The sequence below is a fragment of the Microvirga alba genome (assembly GCF_015694465.1).
Classification (GTDB): Bacteria; Pseudomonadota; Alphaproteobacteria; order Rhizobiales; family Beijerinckiaceae; genus Microvirga; species Microvirga alba.
On sequence record NZ_JADQDO010000003.1, the window covers coordinates 151,069 to 167,652 of the forward strand.

General features: G+C 62.5%; 12 protein-coding genes and 3 pseudogenes. 13 read left to right on the plus strand and 2 right to left on the minus strand.

Translation table 11 applies throughout. The features are described from left to right. The first annotated feature begins 166 nt into the window (after positions 1–166). From I2H38_RS08900 to I2H38_RS08955, 12 genes and pseudogenes are all read left to right on the plus strand, one after another. Positions 167–1,186 (plus strand): ABC transporter substrate-binding protein, encoded by a 1,020-nt coding sequence (locus I2H38_RS08900; RefSeq protein WP_229426622.1) that lies wholly within the window; start codon positions 167–169, stop codon positions 1,184–1,186. Further along, complete coding sequence (locus I2H38_RS08905) at positions 1,186–1,989, plus strand: ABC transporter ATP-binding protein (protein WP_196271497.1); 804 nt, start codon at positions 1,186–1,188, stop codon at positions 1,987–1,989. The genes I2H38_RS08900 and I2H38_RS08905 overlap by 1 nt, the downstream gene beginning before the upstream one ends. 1 nt (position 1,990) lies before the next feature. Next, a complete protein-coding gene (locus I2H38_RS08910) occupies positions 1,991–2,806 on the plus strand; it encodes an ABC transporter permease (protein ID WP_196271498.1) in 816 nt (271 codons plus the stop codon). Between the two features lie 22 nt (positions 2,807–2,828). Further along, positions 2,829–3,545: a GntR family transcriptional regulator gene (locus I2H38_RS08915; RefSeq protein WP_196271499.1), complete on the plus strand. Its 717-nt coding sequence runs from the start codon at positions 2,829–2,831 to the stop codon at positions 3,543–3,545. Then, a complete protein-coding gene (locus tag I2H38_RS08920; RefSeq protein ID WP_196271500.1) occupies positions 3,542–4,456 on the plus strand; it encodes an Ldh family oxidoreductase in 915 nt (304 codons plus the stop codon). Before I2H38_RS08915 ends, I2H38_RS08920 begins: the two co-directional genes overlap by 4 nt. After that, positions 4,456–4,602 carry an alpha/beta hydrolase gene (locus I2H38_RS08925; RefSeq protein WP_196271501.1) on the plus strand — a complete coding sequence of 49 codons (147 nt, stop codon included), beginning with the start codon at positions 4,456–4,458 and terminating at the stop codon, positions 4,600–4,602. The genes I2H38_RS08920 and I2H38_RS08925 overlap by 1 nt, the downstream gene beginning before the upstream one ends. Further along, the gene (locus I2H38_RS08930; protein ID WP_196271502.1) at positions 4,603–5,913 is read left to right on the plus strand and encodes an acyl-CoA thioesterase/BAAT N-terminal domain-containing protein; all 1,311 of its coding nucleotides are present in this window, start codon (positions 4,603–4,605) and stop codon (positions 5,911–5,913) included. A gap of 68 nt (positions 5,914–5,981) precedes the next feature. Continuing rightward, complete coding sequence (locus I2H38_RS08935) at positions 5,982–6,881, plus strand: DUF1684 domain-containing protein (protein WP_196271503.1); 900 nt, start codon at positions 5,982–5,984, stop codon at positions 6,879–6,881. A 392-nt stretch (positions 6,882–7,273) separates the two neighbouring features. Continuing rightward, positions 7,274–7,897: pseudogene (locus I2H38_RS08940) on the plus strand (IS6 family transposase). Between the two features lie 726 nt (positions 7,898–8,623). Next, complete coding sequence (locus I2H38_RS08945) at positions 8,624–9,658, plus strand: NAD-dependent epimerase/dehydratase family protein (RefSeq protein WP_229426623.1); 1,035 nt, start codon at positions 8,624–8,626, stop codon at positions 9,656–9,658. A gap of 4 nt (positions 9,659–9,662) precedes the next feature. Continuing rightward, positions 9,663–11,732, plus strand: a complete 2,070-nt coding sequence (locus I2H38_RS08950) for a glycosyltransferase family 2 protein (RefSeq protein WP_210324743.1) — start codon at positions 9,663–9,665, stop codon at positions 11,730–11,732. Further along, positions 11,729–13,297, plus strand: a complete 1,569-nt coding sequence (locus I2H38_RS08955) for a DUF6212 domain-containing protein (RefSeq protein WP_196271506.1) — start codon at positions 11,729–11,731, stop codon at positions 13,295–13,297. Before I2H38_RS08950 ends, I2H38_RS08955 begins: the two co-directional genes overlap by 4 nt. A 419-nt stretch (positions 13,298–13,716) precedes the next feature. Here I2H38_RS08955 and I2H38_RS08960 read toward each other — a convergent pair whose 3' ends face one another. Beyond that, on the minus strand, positions 13,717–15,168 hold the full coding sequence (locus I2H38_RS08960; RefSeq protein ID WP_196271507.1) for a coniferyl aldehyde dehydrogenase: 1,452 nt from the start codon (positions 15,166–15,168) through the stop codon (positions 13,717–13,719). Positions 15,169–15,203: 35 nt separating this feature from the next. Continuing rightward, positions 15,204–15,320: pseudogene (locus tag I2H38_RS20705) on the minus strand (alpha/beta fold hydrolase); the annotation flags it as partial. 983 nt (positions 15,321–16,303) lie between these two features. Between I2H38_RS20705 and I2H38_RS08970 the strand changes: the two are divergent. After that, positions 16,304–16,582 (plus strand): annotated as a pseudogene (locus tag I2H38_RS08970) (S1C family serine protease); the annotation flags it as partial. Positions 16,583–16,584 lie beyond the last annotated feature (2 nt).

Genomic DNA, 16,584 nt, shown 5'->3' on the forward strand with positions numbered 1-16,584 from the left:
GGTTTTAATGGAAATATCAGATTGCACGTTTGATACATCAGCGGTAAATAGTCATATCCGGTTAGACAATCTGCTCACCTGCGGCACAATCTTCACCGCAAGTGGGTGACAGGATCGTCAGGTACCGGCGCCGGAAAACCACACTGGCGCACGAGGAGCCTCGCGCATGCCTTCAGTCACTCGTCGTAATCTCATGGCAGCCGCGGCTGCCGCCGCCTTGGTTCCCTCGGTCGTCCCGGCGGCCCGGGCACAGAAACTGCCCAAGGTTGAGTTCCTCTATTCGCCCTTCGCCGACTACGCGCCGTTCTTCGTCGCCAAGGAGCTCGGCTTCTTCAAGGATTTCGGCGTCGAGGTGACGCTCTCGCCGAAGGGCGGCACGGCCGAGACCATCCAGCTGCTCGCCTCCGGCAATATCGAAGCCGGCGCCGCGACTTGGGGCGCGGGCCTCTTCAACGCACTTGACCGCGGCGCCACGGTCGCGATCATCGCCACCTCGGCGCGGATGCCGGCCACGGTCCCCTCGCCCTCCCCCTTCATGATCTCGCAGAAGGCCTGGGACGCGGGGACCCGCACCGTCGCCGGCCTCAAGGGCAAGCGCATCGGCATTCCCGGGCCGAGCGGCTTCGGCATGTTCTCCGTCGCCAAGGCGCTGGAGAAGGGCGGGTTGACGATCGAGGACGTCGAGCCGGTCTACCTGCCGCCGCCGGCGACTGCGGCCGCCTTCGCCAATGGCGGGCTCGAGGCCGGCTGGAGCATCGAGCCCTTCGCCCAGCAACTCGAGAAGCAGGGCCTCGGCCGCCGGATGGTCGAGGACCACACTTTCGGTACCGAACTCGGCCTGATCGCCTTCAACCAGGACTTCGTCGCCAAGAACGAGGATGCGGTGGTGCGCTTCATGGCGGGCTATCTCAAAGCCGCCCGTCTGCTCGACACGGGCGGCTGGAAGGACGACAAGGTCCTCGACATTGTGGCGAAATACACCGGGACCGAGCGCGATGCCTTGCGCGGCATCCCCTATACCGTCCGCTCCGAGGACGGCGCCATCGACATGGCCTCGGTGCGCGAGCAGGAGGAGTTCTTCCGCAAGCGCGGCGCGCTCGAATACAAGGGCCCGGCCAAAATCGACGCCGTCTATCGTGTCGATCTCTTGAAGCGCGCCAACGATCTCGTTGCGAACAAGCCCTGATGGCGGCGGCGCTCGAGATCGTACGCCCGTCCCCAGCGGAAGCGGACCGGCCCGCCATCGAGGTCGGCCACCTGACCAAGGCGTTCTACGACAGCGAAGGCGACCGCGTCACCGTGGCCGTCTCCGATGTCAGCTTCTCCGTGGCGAGCGGCGAGTTCGTCTGCATTGTCGGGCCGAGCGGCTGCGGCAAGACCACGGTCCTGCGCATCTTGGCAGATCTCGAACAGAAGCTCAGCGGCACGGTGAAGCTGCACAGCGCGACCCCGCCAGCCATGGTCTTCCAGGAAACTTCCGTCTTGCCCTGGCTGACCGTGTCGGAGAACATCGCCTTTCCGCTGAGCCTCAAGGGCGTCTCCGGTGCCGAGCAAGAAAAGCGGGTCCGCGATCTCCTGGCGCTCACCGGTCTCACCGACTTCGCCAGAGCCAGGCCTCACCAGCTCTCCGGCGGCATGAAGCAACGTGTCTCGGTGGCGCGCGCCCTGGTCGACGACCGCGACATTCTGCTGATGGACGAGCCCTTCGGCTCGCTAGACGAGCAGACCCGCCTCGTCCTGCAGCAGGAGCTGCTGCGCATCTGGGAGACGACGGGCAAGACCGTGGTCTTCATCACCCACAGCGTCGACGAGGCGCTGACGCTGGCCGACCGCGTGCTCGTCATGTCGCCGCGTCCCGGCACCTTGGTCGCCGACCTGGAGGTGCCGTTCGAACGCCCGCGCGACGTCGTCGAGATGCGGCGCGACAAGCGTTTCTGGGATTTGACCTACAAGGTCTGGCGCCTGCTGGCCTCCCCGGCGAGGGCATGAGATGAGCGCCGTTCCGGTGACCTTGACGGAAGACGAGCTGCGCCGGCTCAAGGCGCCGGCGCGGCGCGAGCGGCTGTTCCGGCTCGCTTCGTATTTCAGCCCGCTGCTCCTGCTGCTGCTCTGGGAACTGTCGAGCCAGCTCAATCTGAGCGATCGGCGCTTCTTCCCGGCTCCGAGCGCAATCGCCCAAACCGCCTGGCGCATGGTGCTGAGCTTCGAATTGTTCGACCATATCGGCGCGACGTTGCGCCGCGTCGGCGTCGGCTACGCCATGGGCGCTGTGCCGGGCATCGTCATGGGGCTCATCCTGGGCTTGTCGCGGCCGGTCCGCCGCGTGCTCGGGCCGATCTTCTCGGCTCTCTATCCTGTGCCGAAGATCGCCATCCTGCCGTTGATCCTGCTGGTCTTCGGCGTTGGCGATGCCTCGAAGTTCGTGGTCATCGCCATCGGCGTGTTCTTCCTCATGCTCTACAACACCATGAGCGGGGTGATGCAGACGCCCCAGATCTACATGGACGTCGCCAAGAATGCTGGCGCGACCCGCCTCCAGACCTTCCGGCGCATCGCCTTCCCCGCCGCGCTGCCGAGCATCTTCACGGGGCTGAAGCTCGCCGCCGGCTCGTCCTACATCATCATCGCAGCGGCCGAGTTCCTCGGCGCACGCAGCGGCATCGGCTTCTTCATCTGGGCGTCGTGGCAGACCTTCGCGGTCTCGCGGATGTTCGTCGGCATCGTGGTGATCTCGGCCATGGGTTACCTCACCATCCTCGCGCTCGAGGCGCTGGAGCGGCGCTTTGTGCCCTGGGCGAAGCATTGAGGCGGTTGGGGAGCAGAGGCTCATGACCGTCGCCAGCCCGGCCACCACCGCCCACGCACCCGTTTCGGAGCGCATCTACCTCGCGCTCCGGCAGGAGATCATGCGCTGCGAGCTCGCGCCGGGGACGACGCTCGACGCTGCCGCCATCGCCCGCCGCTACGAGGTCTCGAAGACGCCGGTGCGTGACGCGATGCAGAAGCTCGCTGCCGACGGGCTGGTCGCGATCCTGCCGCGCAGCGGCTACCGCGTCGCCGCCATCACCTTCCAGGCCGTGCACGAGATCCTCGACCTGCGCGCGGCGATCGGCCCGCATGCGGCACGGCAGGCGGCACGCCACGCCACGGCGGCCGACGTCGCCGAGCTGCGCCAGATCGTCAGGGAATACGCCGCGCCGCTCGATGTCGGCGCGATGCAAAAGGTGGCGCGGCGCTTCCACGTCGCCATCGCCGGCTGCAGCCGCAACAAGCGCGTCATCGCCCTGTCGGAGAGCCTTTTCGACGAGCTCGAACGCCTCCTGCGTTTCGCCATCGACTTTTCCGTGAAGGCTGGGGAGCACTCCGACGAACACACCGCGCTCGTCGATGCGATCGAAGCGGGCGACGGCGAGCGGGCTGCAGCGATCGAAGCCGCCCATATCAAGTCCAGTCGGGAGTTCCTGATCGAGCGTCTGATGACGCTGGGCTATCTCTCGGAAAGCGAGATCCGGATCGGCAGCGCGGCGCGGAGTGCAGGCGAATGATCGCGGCGGCTGATGCGGTAACACGGCTGTCGACCGCCCTCGGTGGAAGCCCGGCAGCGAAGCTCGCCGCTTCGGCGTTGATTGAAGCCGAAGCGCTTGGCCTGCCGCGCTTCGGCATCGCCATGCTCGATGAATTGACGGCCGATGCCGCGCCCGTCCCGGCGGACGAGGGACCACAGGCCATCCGCTGGCTCGACTGTTCCTCCTGCTTCGCACCGCTCGCCGTCGCCACCGCCACGCTCGATCTGACGGGGGCCGCCCAGCAGTTCGGCATCGCTGCGGTCTTCCTGCGTGGCATTAGGGGCTTCGGCCGACTCGCCCCCTTCGTCCGTCACCTCGCCGATGCCGGGCTCGTCGGACTCGCCGGCGCCGAAGGGCCGCCTTTCGTCGCGCCGCATGGCGGCACGCAGCCGGTGATCGGCACCAACCCGCTCGCCATCGCCATGGGCCAAGGCACGGAGCGCGTGGTCATCGACGTCGCGAGCAGCAGCGCCACCATGGCCGATATCCGCACCGCTCGCGCCACCGGCACTCCGTTGCTGGACGGGACCGCGCTGGACGGCGAAGGAAGGCCGACCCGCATCGCTGCCGAGGTTGCAGCGCTCCTGCCGCGCGGTGGCCAGATTGGCTCGCTGCTCGGGCTCGTGGTGGAGCTCATGGCCGGGGTCGCCAGCGGCGGCCGGGGCGATCCGAAGGGGCGCGGGGTGTTTATCCTCGCCTTCGATCCGGCGGCGGCCGGAGAGCGCATCGACTGGCAAGCCAAGCTTGCCGGGTTGAAGAACGATTGGACTGCTGGTGGCGGTCACTGGCCGCGCGGCGGCGGATTGCCGGTCGAGGCCGCGCTGGACGCTGAATTCGCACAGCGCCTCGACGCCCATCTCACCCGTATGACGGCTCAGGGAGGCCGGTGATGCAACACTTCACCCTGCCCGGTTGGCATGGTTCCGGCCGGCAACACTGGCAGAGACTCTGGCTGCCGCACGACCCGGCGGCAATCGTCGTCGAGCAGTGCGATTGGGACAATCTGGCCGACCGCCTTGCAGAGATGGTACCCTAGATGACGACATACCCCACCTCCGGGCCTGTTTTTTCGGTCATCCCTGTCGACGGCCCGATCGACGAGCCGCGCCGGATTACCATCTCCGGCCTCGCTCCTGACGAACTCGTCGCCATCTCCACCCGGACGATGCGATCGCGTGGCGCCCTTTGGGACAGTCAGGCAACCTATATGGCTGACGCGCACGGCGTGATCGATCTGACCCGTGACGCGCCCGTTGGCGGCGATTATGCCGAGGTTTCGGCAATGGGCCTGCTCTGGAGCCAGCACCCGGTCGGCAGCACGAGCCAAGAGCTCTTCGCCGACGACGTCATGCAGCCTCTATCGACGACGCTGACCGCCGAGACCGCCGACGGCATCCGCGCTGAGGCCGAGCTCTTCCAGCGCTTCGCCGCGCCCGGCGTGACGCGGCGGGAGATCCGGGAGGACGGCTTGGTCGGCACGTTGTTCACACCTGCCGGACCGGGCCCGCATCCGATCGTGGTAGTGCTCAATGGCTCGGGCGGCGGCATCAACGAGCCACGCGGCGCGCTCTACGCCTCCCATGGCTACCAGGCCTTCGCGCTCGGCTATTTCAAGGCGCCTGGCCTGTCGCCTTTCATCACCGAAACGCCGCTCGAATATCTCGAGGCAGGCCTGCGCTGGGTGCACCGGGAACTCCAGCCACGGGACGGCTTCGTTGCGGTCAGCGGGCAGTCGCGCGGCGGCGAACTCGCTCTGCTGCTCGGCGCGACCTTCCCCGATCTCGTCTCGGCCGTGATCGCCTATGTGCCCGGCGCCGTGGTCCATGGTGCCCAGGGCGCCGGCGATCCAGCGCGCGGTGGCTGGCAAGGCGTGACCTGGACCAGGGGCGGCGTCCCCCTAGCGCATCTCTGGCAGGACAACAGTGCGGTGCATTGGCACCCCTGGGCCGGCGACGTCCCGCCCAGCCGGCACCACTCCGTCTTCTTCGAGGGACTGAAGGATCGCACTCTGGCGGCGCGCGCGCGAATTCCGGTCGAGAGGATCGCGGGCCCGGTGCTCTTGATCTCGGGCCGCGACGACCGCGCCTGGCCATCCAGCCTCTACTCCCGCATGGTGGTCTCGACCCTGCGCCAGCACGACCATCCTCACCTGGTCCGCCATCTCGACTTCGATGATGCCGGTCACGCCATTAACCTGCCCTTCGTGCCGACGACGCAGTTGGCGCGCGAGCACCCGGTCTCGAAGGTACCCTACACGAGCGGTGGCACACCCTCTGGAAATGCCAGAGCCGATGATGGTTCCTGGCGCGGGGTTCTCATCTTCCTGGCCGAGATAACCAGCCGCTAGTCCAGGCGGATCCCGCCAACGCCCTTATGCGCAAGCAGACAACAGGATCCTTCGAAAGGAAGACGAACATGCCCACAAGAGAGCACCTCGAAGGCGAGTGGCGTGAATGGCGCTATGCCCACGTTGCCAAGATGTTCCGCCCGTATGGCTGGACTTCGCTAGTTGCGCAATACTGGCTGGAAGCAGATGATCACGACGTCAAGTTCGAACTGCTTCCCGGCAGCTGGTCGGTTGAGAAAGGCCGGATCATCTTCACCCCGCCTGTCTCGGGTCCGACCCTGTCAGTGAATGGCGAGTATCCCGCAGATCCAGTCGAGATCATTCCGGGGCGAAACCAGACCTACGGTCACGGCAATAGCCTGCCGGTGTATTTCGGCGTGAACGAGGTGGAGACCATTGTGCGCACCAAGCATGACGGCCACCGGCTCTACGGTGTCCGCGTGCGCGATCCGCGCAAGGCGACGCGCTTGGAGGATGCAGGCGTCACCGCTTTCGACTACGATCCTGCGTGGCGAATCCCCGGTTTCTACACGCCCACCGAACGCATCGAATTCGAGGCCGAAACCGTGGAAGCTGGCGTTCGTGAAACGACTCCGCGCATGGGAACCTTCACCTTCGAGTTCAAGGGCAAGATCTATAACCTCGTGCTCATCGGCAAGGACACGCCGACTGGCGTACAGCCCGTAGCGCACGTTCGCGATCAGACCAGCGGCCCCATCACCTACGGCGCCGGCCGAGTCATCGAACTGCAGTTCGCCGAAGATACAAGCACCCGCATCGACTGGATCGATTTCAATTACGCGGTCGCGCTGCCATGCGCCTTTACGAACTTCGTCACCTGTCCGCTGGTTCCCCCTGAGAATCAGCTCGACTTCGAGGTTCTGGCCGGTGAGAAGCGCCCCTCGCAAAGTGTGGTGAGGACAACGACCTACCAGCCCAGAACGAACGGCGTTCCCCAACACCCGTGACTGCACTTCCGGACAAGTGCCCATTAAGAATTGATGGACGCCTATTGTGCCGTCCACACTTCACCATGAACAGGCGGCAGTCGGCACCCACTTACCAATGATCGATCCTCCCGAAATTTTTCACTTTCTTGATTTGTTCAAGGAAAGGCGCATTGGCGGCAAAACATTGGGATCCGTCGCCCCCGTCGCGCGATTGCAGGCGTATTTCGCCTGCCCTTTCCGCATCATGTGGATCAACTCGATCCCACCAAAGATGACGCGGGTACGGATCCGTCGCAATTTTTTGTTCCCAGTATCCGCTACTGCTACCCGGGTCTCGTTAGCGGAGGGGTCGCGTGTTCAAGGGAAGGCATTTTGATCGTTCGGTGATCCTGCTCTGCATCTGATGGTATCTGGCGTACAGCCTGGGCCTGCGGAACCTTGAAGAGATGATGGCTGAGCGCGGCATCTCGGTCGATCGCGCGACATCGACAGATGGGTTGTCCGTTATTCGCCCGAGTTGCTGGAGTGCTTCAACCAACGCAAACGCGCTGTGAGCCGGAACTGGCATGTCGATGAAACGTGCATCAAGGTCAGAGGCCAGTGGCGATATCTTTACCGCGCCATCGACAGCAATGGCGACACGGTTGAGTTCTTGTTCAGCGAGCGCCGCAATCTGGCCGCCGCCAAGCGTTTCCTGGCCCGAGCGTTGAGGCGGCACGGCCGTCCTGCGATGATTGGGATCGACGGCAGCCAGACTAACCGGGAAGCGATTGTGGCTTGAGATACAATAAACCGCCTCCAGGACAGATCGCGGCGGCGTCTGAAACCCATTCGCATCCGACAAAGCATCTATCTCAATAACCGCATTGAGCAGGATCATCGTGCCATCGAGCGACGGGGTTCGACCCATACTCGGCTTTCAGTCCACCGCCAGTGCGCGCGTGATCCTGGGTGGCATCGAGATGATTCATATGATGCGTAAACAACAGGCGAAATACGCCTGCAATCCGCAGTTTGATCTGCTCGCCGCGTGAGCGTCTGGTATGGGACCAGACGCTCACGCGTCCTATCTCCGAATGTGCGACGGATCCCTATAAGTGATATTTATAAATCGGCGTCGGCGGTATGGTCCGTTCCCGCTTATGTATTTCTTGTCCCAATAAAGTCATCCCCAAATCTAATTCGAATTTAGAACTAATTTATATATTAAGAATAACTAATTTATATATTAATATAACTGTTGCAAGCGCCAGAAAACTCAATAATATAAGTTCAATTGCAATCAATATTGCTCCAGATAACGGTAATTACGACACGAATATTCAAATTTTTGCGGGCTTTCAATTGAACAAGCGGTTACGCCGTACCATAAGCCAAACCCTAACACGGTATGTGGTTGCGTCCGGCCAAGACCGCGACGATCGTGAGAGCGAACCTCTCGGTCGGTTTATGACTTCATCGCGGCGGATGTCCGTCGCGTTCGGCATCGCAATGCCTTTCCGTTGATCGGAGTGGCCGATTCAGATGCCGGTGCTGCGGAATTGAGGCCGTCCAGAACCTCAGCCGCCGATCCCCGGTCTCGTTTCATCCACTAGTCGAAAGTCTGCGCAATCGGGGGCGTAAAGGTGAAAGATAAGACGCTCAACGGATCAATCTCCGATGCCGCGCTGGCAGAACGGGCGCGCATGAACAGCCACCTTATCGCCAAATCCGTTTAGTTTGCGACCGCGCTTAGAGCACCGATGACATCTGACATCGACATGAATGACCGGCGCGATCTTTGTGGAACAAGATGCCTTGTTCTCGGAGGCGGTGGTTTTCTTGGGGTGAACCTGTGCAATGCGCTCGTGACCTGCGGGGCATCAGTCACAGCCCTGGGACGCTCGCTTGCTTGGCCGAATGCCCTCAATCCGCGAGTTGCATGGACGCAAGGTCATCTGAATGACATCTCCGCCCTCAAAGAGGTCGTTCGCGGCCAAGATGTAGTCTTTCATTTGGCGAGCTCTTCAATCCCCGCCATCTCCAATCAAAATCCCGTCGCTGATCTCGAGGCGAATGTGCAGGTCACCGTTCAGTTGTTGGATGTTTGCCGCGGCCGCGACGTGGGAAAATTGATCTTTGCGTCGTCCGGAGGTGCCGTTTACGGACAACCTGAGGCGCTGCCCATCCCTGAGAGTTCACCCACGGATCCGGTCTCGGCCTATGGCATCAGCAAACTGACAAGCGAGAAGTATCTGGCGCTCTACAGGCATCTGCACGGCCTCGACTATCAGATCCTGCGCGTAGCGAATGCCTATGGGCAATATCAGGTGCCGCACAGAGGTCAGGGCGTCGTTGCGACGATGATCAGTCGTGCCTTGAGCGGAAAGCCGCTTGAGATCTGGGGTACAGGCGATTCCATCCGCGACTTCGTTCATGTGGACGATGTCGTCACGGCCATGATCGAAGCTTGCGCTTACACAGGGGCCTACAAAATCATGAATGTAGGGTCAGGATGCGGCCTCAGTATCAATCAGATATGCCGCGACCTCGAAACCGTGATTGCGCGCGGTCCCCTGGTCAAAACCTACAAGCCGTCTCAGAGAGGTGATGTGCCGGCGAACATTCTCGACACGTCGCTGATCCAGCACGAGTTGGGCTGGCGGCCCCGCGTGCCCTGGCTGACAGGCCTGCGGCGCACCGTCCATTGGATGGCTGAGGCGCACCAGCCCAGAAGCCGGATGGTCTCCAGGGGCGAAAGAATAACACGATTGAATGAAGAGAGGGCGATGGCCTTCACAATTCAGCAAGGATAAAATCTTGCGGGAAAACCAGCTCCTCAAAGATTCCGATAGCTCTGCCGTCAGAGTGGCGATCATCGTGCCGGCTTACGGGCAGCCCGCGCTCACGGCGGAGGCATTACGCAGTGCCTTAAGCCAGGAGACGGATTTTTCCTATGCTATCGTGCTCGTCAATGACGGTTGTCCCGATCCGTCGACACGGGACATCGGCCTGACTTTCGCGACTGCCAATCCGGGTCGCATCTTCTATCTTCAGAAAAGCAATGGTGGCCTCAGCGCTGCACGCAACACGGGGATCGATTTTGCGCTTGCTGCCTTTCCCGAACTTGAGGCCGTCTATTTCCTCGACTGCGATAACCGTATCGGGCCACACCTGCTGCAGCGCCTTCTGACGGCCCTGCGCACGAGCGAAGAGCACATCGGCTGGGCCTATGCCGATGTCGATAAGTTCGGCTTTGCCGAGTTCGGCGATACGTCCGGCCCCTACTCTCCATTGGAGCATCTCTTCCGCAATGTCAGCGAGGCGGGCAGCATGGCGGCGCGGCGAATGCTCGATGCCGGCATACGATTTGACACGCAGATGCGACGCGGCGTGGAAGATTGGGAGTTCTGGCTCCAGGGCCTCGAGAGGGGCTTCCACGGCGTGCACGTTCCCGATGCCGGATTTCGCTACCGCCGCCGTGGCGAGAGCATGTTGGTTGCTGCGGAACGGGATTTCGGGCCGATCCTCGACTACATTCGCTCGCGCCATCCATCGCTCTTCCGGCCTGAGGCGCTCCTCGCGCGCGAGATCGCCGAAAAGTCGCGCTACGCCATTTATCATCCCGATACCAAACGGGTCAGCCGTCTGACGGCTCCTTCAGACCGCGAATGCCTCAACCGTGACGACTATCTGAGACGGCTGCTGCGGTCACGCGAGCGGCCGGAATATGGCCGATGTCCGGGGCACCTCGTGGTGATGGACGAGAGCCTGTATGATGTGTTGGCCGAGCGCCGTATGTTGGCCGGGATCCTTTGGACTCTTGAATGCGCGGTCAGGCGCGCGACGTTTGCGGCCGTGAGCTTCCGTTCGACGGTCGAGACCGTGCCGAGCTGGCTCCGCGAGAACATTTTAGGCGATCACACAGGGGTGGTGCCTCTCCCGAACAACGCGCAGATTATCGCACTCGAAGCGAGCGTTTTGCTGTCCCACACCCGGCCGGGAAGCAAATTCGACCGTCTTCCGGTCCAAGCCGGGAAAAGATGCGAAGGGCTCGTCCTGACCGCAAATATGCCCGGCTTGCCTCCTTCCGAGCAGAACGCGGCCGCGGCCCTGACGGAGCTCGGCGAGACCTTAGCCGGTCTCGCCCTGCGCGAGCACGCCCATCTTTGGCGTGCCGCTCCCCTCGTCCGCTATCGATCCCACCCAGCCATGCCCCGCGACATCTATGCCCATCTCGGCCTGTCGTCGATCTTCCCCTGCGCCGTCCAGGCCAACGACACACGGCGAGCAGCGCTGGTCGTCGAACCGGGGTTTCCGGGAGCGCTGGCTGCCGCGGACCGAATGCGGGATCTTCTGAGTTGCCGGGGGTGGAATGTCGATCTCGTGATCATCGGGGATGAGATCGAGGCCGGCCACTCGGCCTCGCACGACTACACCGAAATCGTGCTATTGCCCCGCGAGGCTTTGCGGGTGTCATCCGGGGCGGGCGACTACCGCATTTATAACGGCACCGTGATCCCGTGTCTTGATGGCTTTGGAGTGGAGGACGCCATCGCAACCCTCGCGGCCTATCAACTGGTCGTCTCGGTAGCGAGCACTCTTGCTCACACCATCATGGGCTCCCTGCGTCACCTGAAAATCGAGACCTGCTGCTTGCTGCACACTCAGGGCTCGCAACGGTCCCCCGCCGACCTCATCAATGCCTGTGCCGCGTTTGAGCAGGCTTACGACGCGATTGTCATCGAGGACCAGCCCCTGTTTCATCTCTGCCGCGCTTTCGGCATCCCTCAAAGGAAGTTGCACCTTTGGCGCGACCTGGCGGCCGCTGCGAAAAGCGCCGCCCCAATCACTCGGATCACAACAACGCTAGAGACGCTCCGCGCATGACGACCTACGCAGACAAAGCATGCTTCGCGTCCCTTTATGACGCGCCTCCCAAACTCCTGCTGCTTGGATCGCAGGAGGAAGCCATACAGACCGAGTTGAACGATCAATTCCAATGGCTTGCAACCCATCGTGATTGCGAGGGTCGGCTTGTGCTGGCGTCGGCGAGCAGGCAGGCGGTGCCCATGCCCGACTTGCTGCCACTCGAGGTGCCCCCCACAAATGTCTGGGCGGTGTGGGTCCCGGCGGTGGACGACCAGAGCATTGCGGAATCCTTAATGCGGTGGTGGGCGGCTGAGGGTGGCGAGGCAACGCTGCCGACGTTAGTCCATGGTGATCGGACCACCTTGGACAAGGTGCTTCTGGCTCGGTCGCTCGACGAAGCAAGCCGACTGGCGCGTGCCAATGAACGCCTGCTATGCGATCTCGCTGCCTTGCGCGAGAGCTTCGAGAACCACGTGCGGATTCCCCGCGAAGTGGAGGAACTGATAGAGAATTTGCGTCTCGCGCCGATGCGTCTCGTTTTCACAAGCCCAGCGTCCACCGGCGATATCCCGGTTCCCATGTACGGACCGGTCGATCAGCCTCCGAACGAAGGCGCATCAATCCGGCAGAGATTGCCGATCTCTGCGCACGGCTTTGCCGGCCTTGATCTCTCCATCGTACATCCGGGATCCGGCGAAGGCCGGCTGCGCCTTGATCTGATTGCGCGAGACGAAGGCTTGACGCTCGCGACCTGGCGAACGCCATTCCGAAAGCTGCGCCCGGGCCTTTTGCCGTTGCGCGTGGAGAAGGTTATGGCGCGGCATTGTCACTCGCTCGAGCTACACATCGCGGCCGAGGGGGCCGGCAATCCACCACGTCTCGCTATCGGGTCCGCTGGACTGCTGCCAGAGTATTCCTTGATTCCGGCAATGGATGCCGATGTGCCACTGGAGCCTTCGATGCTTGCCCTGCGGCTCTGGGGTGGACTTCCAGGGCTTGTCACCGGCACCGGAGGCGATAACGCGGCTCCGAAAGTGCCACCACCGGACCCGGTGATCCCACTCGATGAGACGAGTATCGCCCGCGTGCGTCTGACGCGTGAAATCACGGCGCCTTATCCTTGTTTCGGCTATTTGGGTGGTGACAGGGTGCTGTTGCGGCCTTTTCCGAACAAGGTGTCGGCTGCCGCTATCGCGCTGGCGGCCATCCCCAATCTCGGCGCAGTGTCCTGCTCGGTGGCTGTTGATGAGAAGCGGTGCGAAACACGCAGGCTCGGAGCGCGCCTCGTTGTCATGCCTCCGGGCTGCAGCCCCGACGAAGCGGAGCGTGGCGAGAGGGCTCTTGGGGCGAGCGAATGGGTTGAACTCGACCACCCTCTCGAAGCGCGAACGCTCACGGCCCACCTTTCGGAAGCGCATCAGGGGCCGCTCGATCTGCACCTCTTCACGCGCTTGCCCAAGGGGGGGGCGATACAGCATGTGCGCATGGTGTTCCAAAATTTCGAGGCCGAGATTCGCGAACACGCGATCGAGGGCATGTCAGCGCTGCTTCCCTGCGGTGAAGAGCAAGGAGGGATTGCCTGAACCAAGAATATTTTCTAGGTGTTTTTAGGGGATGTCACGGTACCCGGAGGGGGACGCAATGGGCCTCAATCGGCGCCGGCCGTATCGTCGCGCTGAGCGTCGCGCGGCCATTCGGACGGCTGCAGGGCCCCAGATGGTCTTATTCTAAGGCATTTCCATCGTCCGTCGAGAAGCCCTGCTCTTCCGGACTAGTAAACGAATGTCTCATCCGTCATCTGCAACCGATCGTTTCGTTCTGAACTCAGATTATGTACACAGGGCAGGAATCGTGACCGGAACAAGCGATATGCCCCCTGCCCTCCCCCTCCAGCGCTTGGCCGGTCGGGTGAGACGGATCGTCATAGTGGGCGACGTTGCTGACGACATGGAGAATGCGCTTGTCCATCCTTCGATACCTTCTTGAACAGCCGCCCGGAAGCTCAGCCGCGTTGTTTTGAACGCAGGTCGCCCCCGAGTTTCACTTTCAGGGCGAGGTCTGTGATCTTTCCGAACGGCGCGCGCAGCAGGCTCGGCAGGTTCCAGCGCCCCTGGACGAATACACCCTTGGCATGGCTCATGGCGCGAAAGCCCTCGATACCGTGATAAGCTCCCATGCCGCTTGGGCCGATGCCTCCGAACGGTAGATCGTCCTGCGCCACGTGGATCATCGTGTTGTTGATGCCCACATTCCCCGAGGTCGTGCGCGCCAGCAGCTTTTCGCAATCGGCGTCACGAGCGCCGAAGTAATAGAGCGCCAGCGGTCGCGGTCGCGCATTCACATAGTCGATCACCTCATCGATCGTGCGATAACTCCGCACCGGCAGGATCGGCCCGAAGATCTCCTCCCGCATGATCGCGGCGTCGTCACCGGCTCCGACGATCAGTGTTGGCGCCAGCGTGCGCGCCCGCTCGGCGGCTCGCTCCGGCGTCACACCCACCTCGATCACCCGCGCGCCCCTTGTCCGGGCGTCCTCGATCAAGTTTTTCAGCCGATCGTAGTGACGATCGTTGACGATCGAGGTGTAGTCGCGGCTGGTCGGCCCACTAGGATAGAATCGCGCAACGCTCGCACCAAATTGGGTGATGAACGTGTCCAGATCGTCCTCATGGACCAGCGCGTAATCGGGTGCGACGCAGGTCTGGCCGCTGTTCGAGAGTTTCCCGAACACAATGCTGTCGGCAGTTTGCCCGAGGACATGGCCCCTAGCAACGATCGTCGGGCTCTTGCCACCTAGTTCAAGCGTCAGCGGCACGAGATTGTCGCTCGCCGCCTTCATCACCTTGCGGCCGACCGGCGCGCTGCCGGTGAAGAGCAGATGGTCGAACGGCAGACGGCTGAAGGCCGCTCCGACGTCCGGCCCGCCCAGCACGACGGCGACCTCATCGGCGGGAAAGCCTCCTTCAAGCATCCGCCGGATCACCTCGCTGGTGCGTGGCGTCAGTTCCGATGGTTTCAACATCGCACGGTTGCCGGAGGCAAGCGCGGTTGCGAGCGGAATCATCGTGAGCGAGAAAGGATAGTTCCATGGCGCCATCACGCCGATGATGCCCTTGGGCTGATATTCCACATGGGCGCGGCCGGCGCGGTATAACAGGCCGACATGCCGGCGCTCAGGCTTCATGAAGCAGCGCAGATTGCGGGTGAGGTAATCGATCGACTGAATGACGCCGACAATCTCCATAATGTCGGTTTCATGGCGCGAGCGATGACCGAAATCGGCGTTGATCGCATCGCCCACCTCGCGCCGGTGAGTCAGCACGGCGGCGCGCAGGCGTTTCAGCCGGGCCTTGCGTTCCTCAAGGCTCGGCGGGCCGTCCTTGAGGAAGGCTGAGCGCTGACGCTCCAGCAGGACCGCCATGTCGAAGCTAGGATTGGGATGGGCCGGAAACATCACTTCGTCTCTCTTGAAAGGAGCGCGTGTCGAATTCATCCGCGAATGAACTTCAGCAGGTCTGCGTTGACGACATCGGCGTTGACCGTGAGCATTCCGTGCGAAAAGCCGGGATAGACGATCAACGTACAGTTTTGCAGAAGCTTGTCCTGCATGATCGCCGCACATTGATAGGTGCGGTAGTAGAAGTTCGGCGCCCAGGTCGGGCCGATCCGCGACGGGACCATCACCTTCGGGATGGGCCGGAAGAAATCAATATTTCCGGCGGCTGGATCCTTCGCCACCTCGTCGAGGTCGGGATTGGACCGAAGGCGGTCGTAGTAGCCGCCTCTCGGCACCATGACCTTCTGGCCTGCGAACTCGACTCGGTATAGGAGGACTTGTCACCACGCGGCATTTCGATCTTCTTGGCACGGTCACACCAGCGCTTCCGGCCAGCAGATGGCGGCGAAGACGCCGATGATACCGATCAATTCGGGAAATGGGCTGAGAGCTTGCAGGGTCGCGATCATCGCTGAACCCTCCGGACGATGCTTAACGGCCTGATGTCGCACAATTATCTGCCGTCCTGGCGGTCCTCTTCAAGGGCTTCCGAAAATCCCCGGCGCGGCATGATGCCACAAAAACGCTGAATCTGGATTGGACTGGTTTCATTTTGGCGGCTGTTTTAGCGTCAACGGCCTCAATCAGGAGCCGGAAGTGACGTGGCGCTGGAACGTCACGCGCGGCATCCCCTCCCGGGGCGTTGAGCTGCCCACAGGCACTCCGCAGCCCCTACAGCGCTCAATGGGTTACGCGGGAGCTCCGGGCCTGCTGCGCTTCGCTCCGGCTCAACGCGCGACCTTACCACAAGCCCACGGCTTGCTGCGTCGTTCTGCGGCCAATCGCCTGGACAGCTCGCGGGAGGGGCACGCGTTCCCTTGGTTGGGGCTCACGGCGGATACAGTCGGTCCCGCGCATTGCAAAGGTAAAGCCTGCCGTCGTCGCGGTGGGCGTGAAGCTTCAAAGCCCCGTCCCGACGAGATGCCGTCGCACGATCTCGATCAGATCCCGCCGCAGTTTCGGGTTCTCTTCAGCTTCTTCGAGGGCAAACGCACCTTCGTCTCCGCCGACGGATACGTCGTGACAAACAATCGATTTCCTTCAGATCGATGCGCCGATCAACAGAGGCAACTCCGGTGGCTCGACGTTCAATCTCGCTGGCGAGGTCGTCGGCGTGAACACGGCGATTACTCGCTGTCCGACGGCAGCGTCGGCCTTGGTTTTGCGATCCCCTCGGATACGGTTGAGCCCTTCGTCGCTCAGCTCGAGAAGGACGGGAAGGTCTTTCGGGGCTATCTTGGGGTGCAGATCCTGCCCTCACAAGGATCTGGCCGATGCCCTCGGACTTTCCTCCGATAGAGCCCTTTCAGTCCG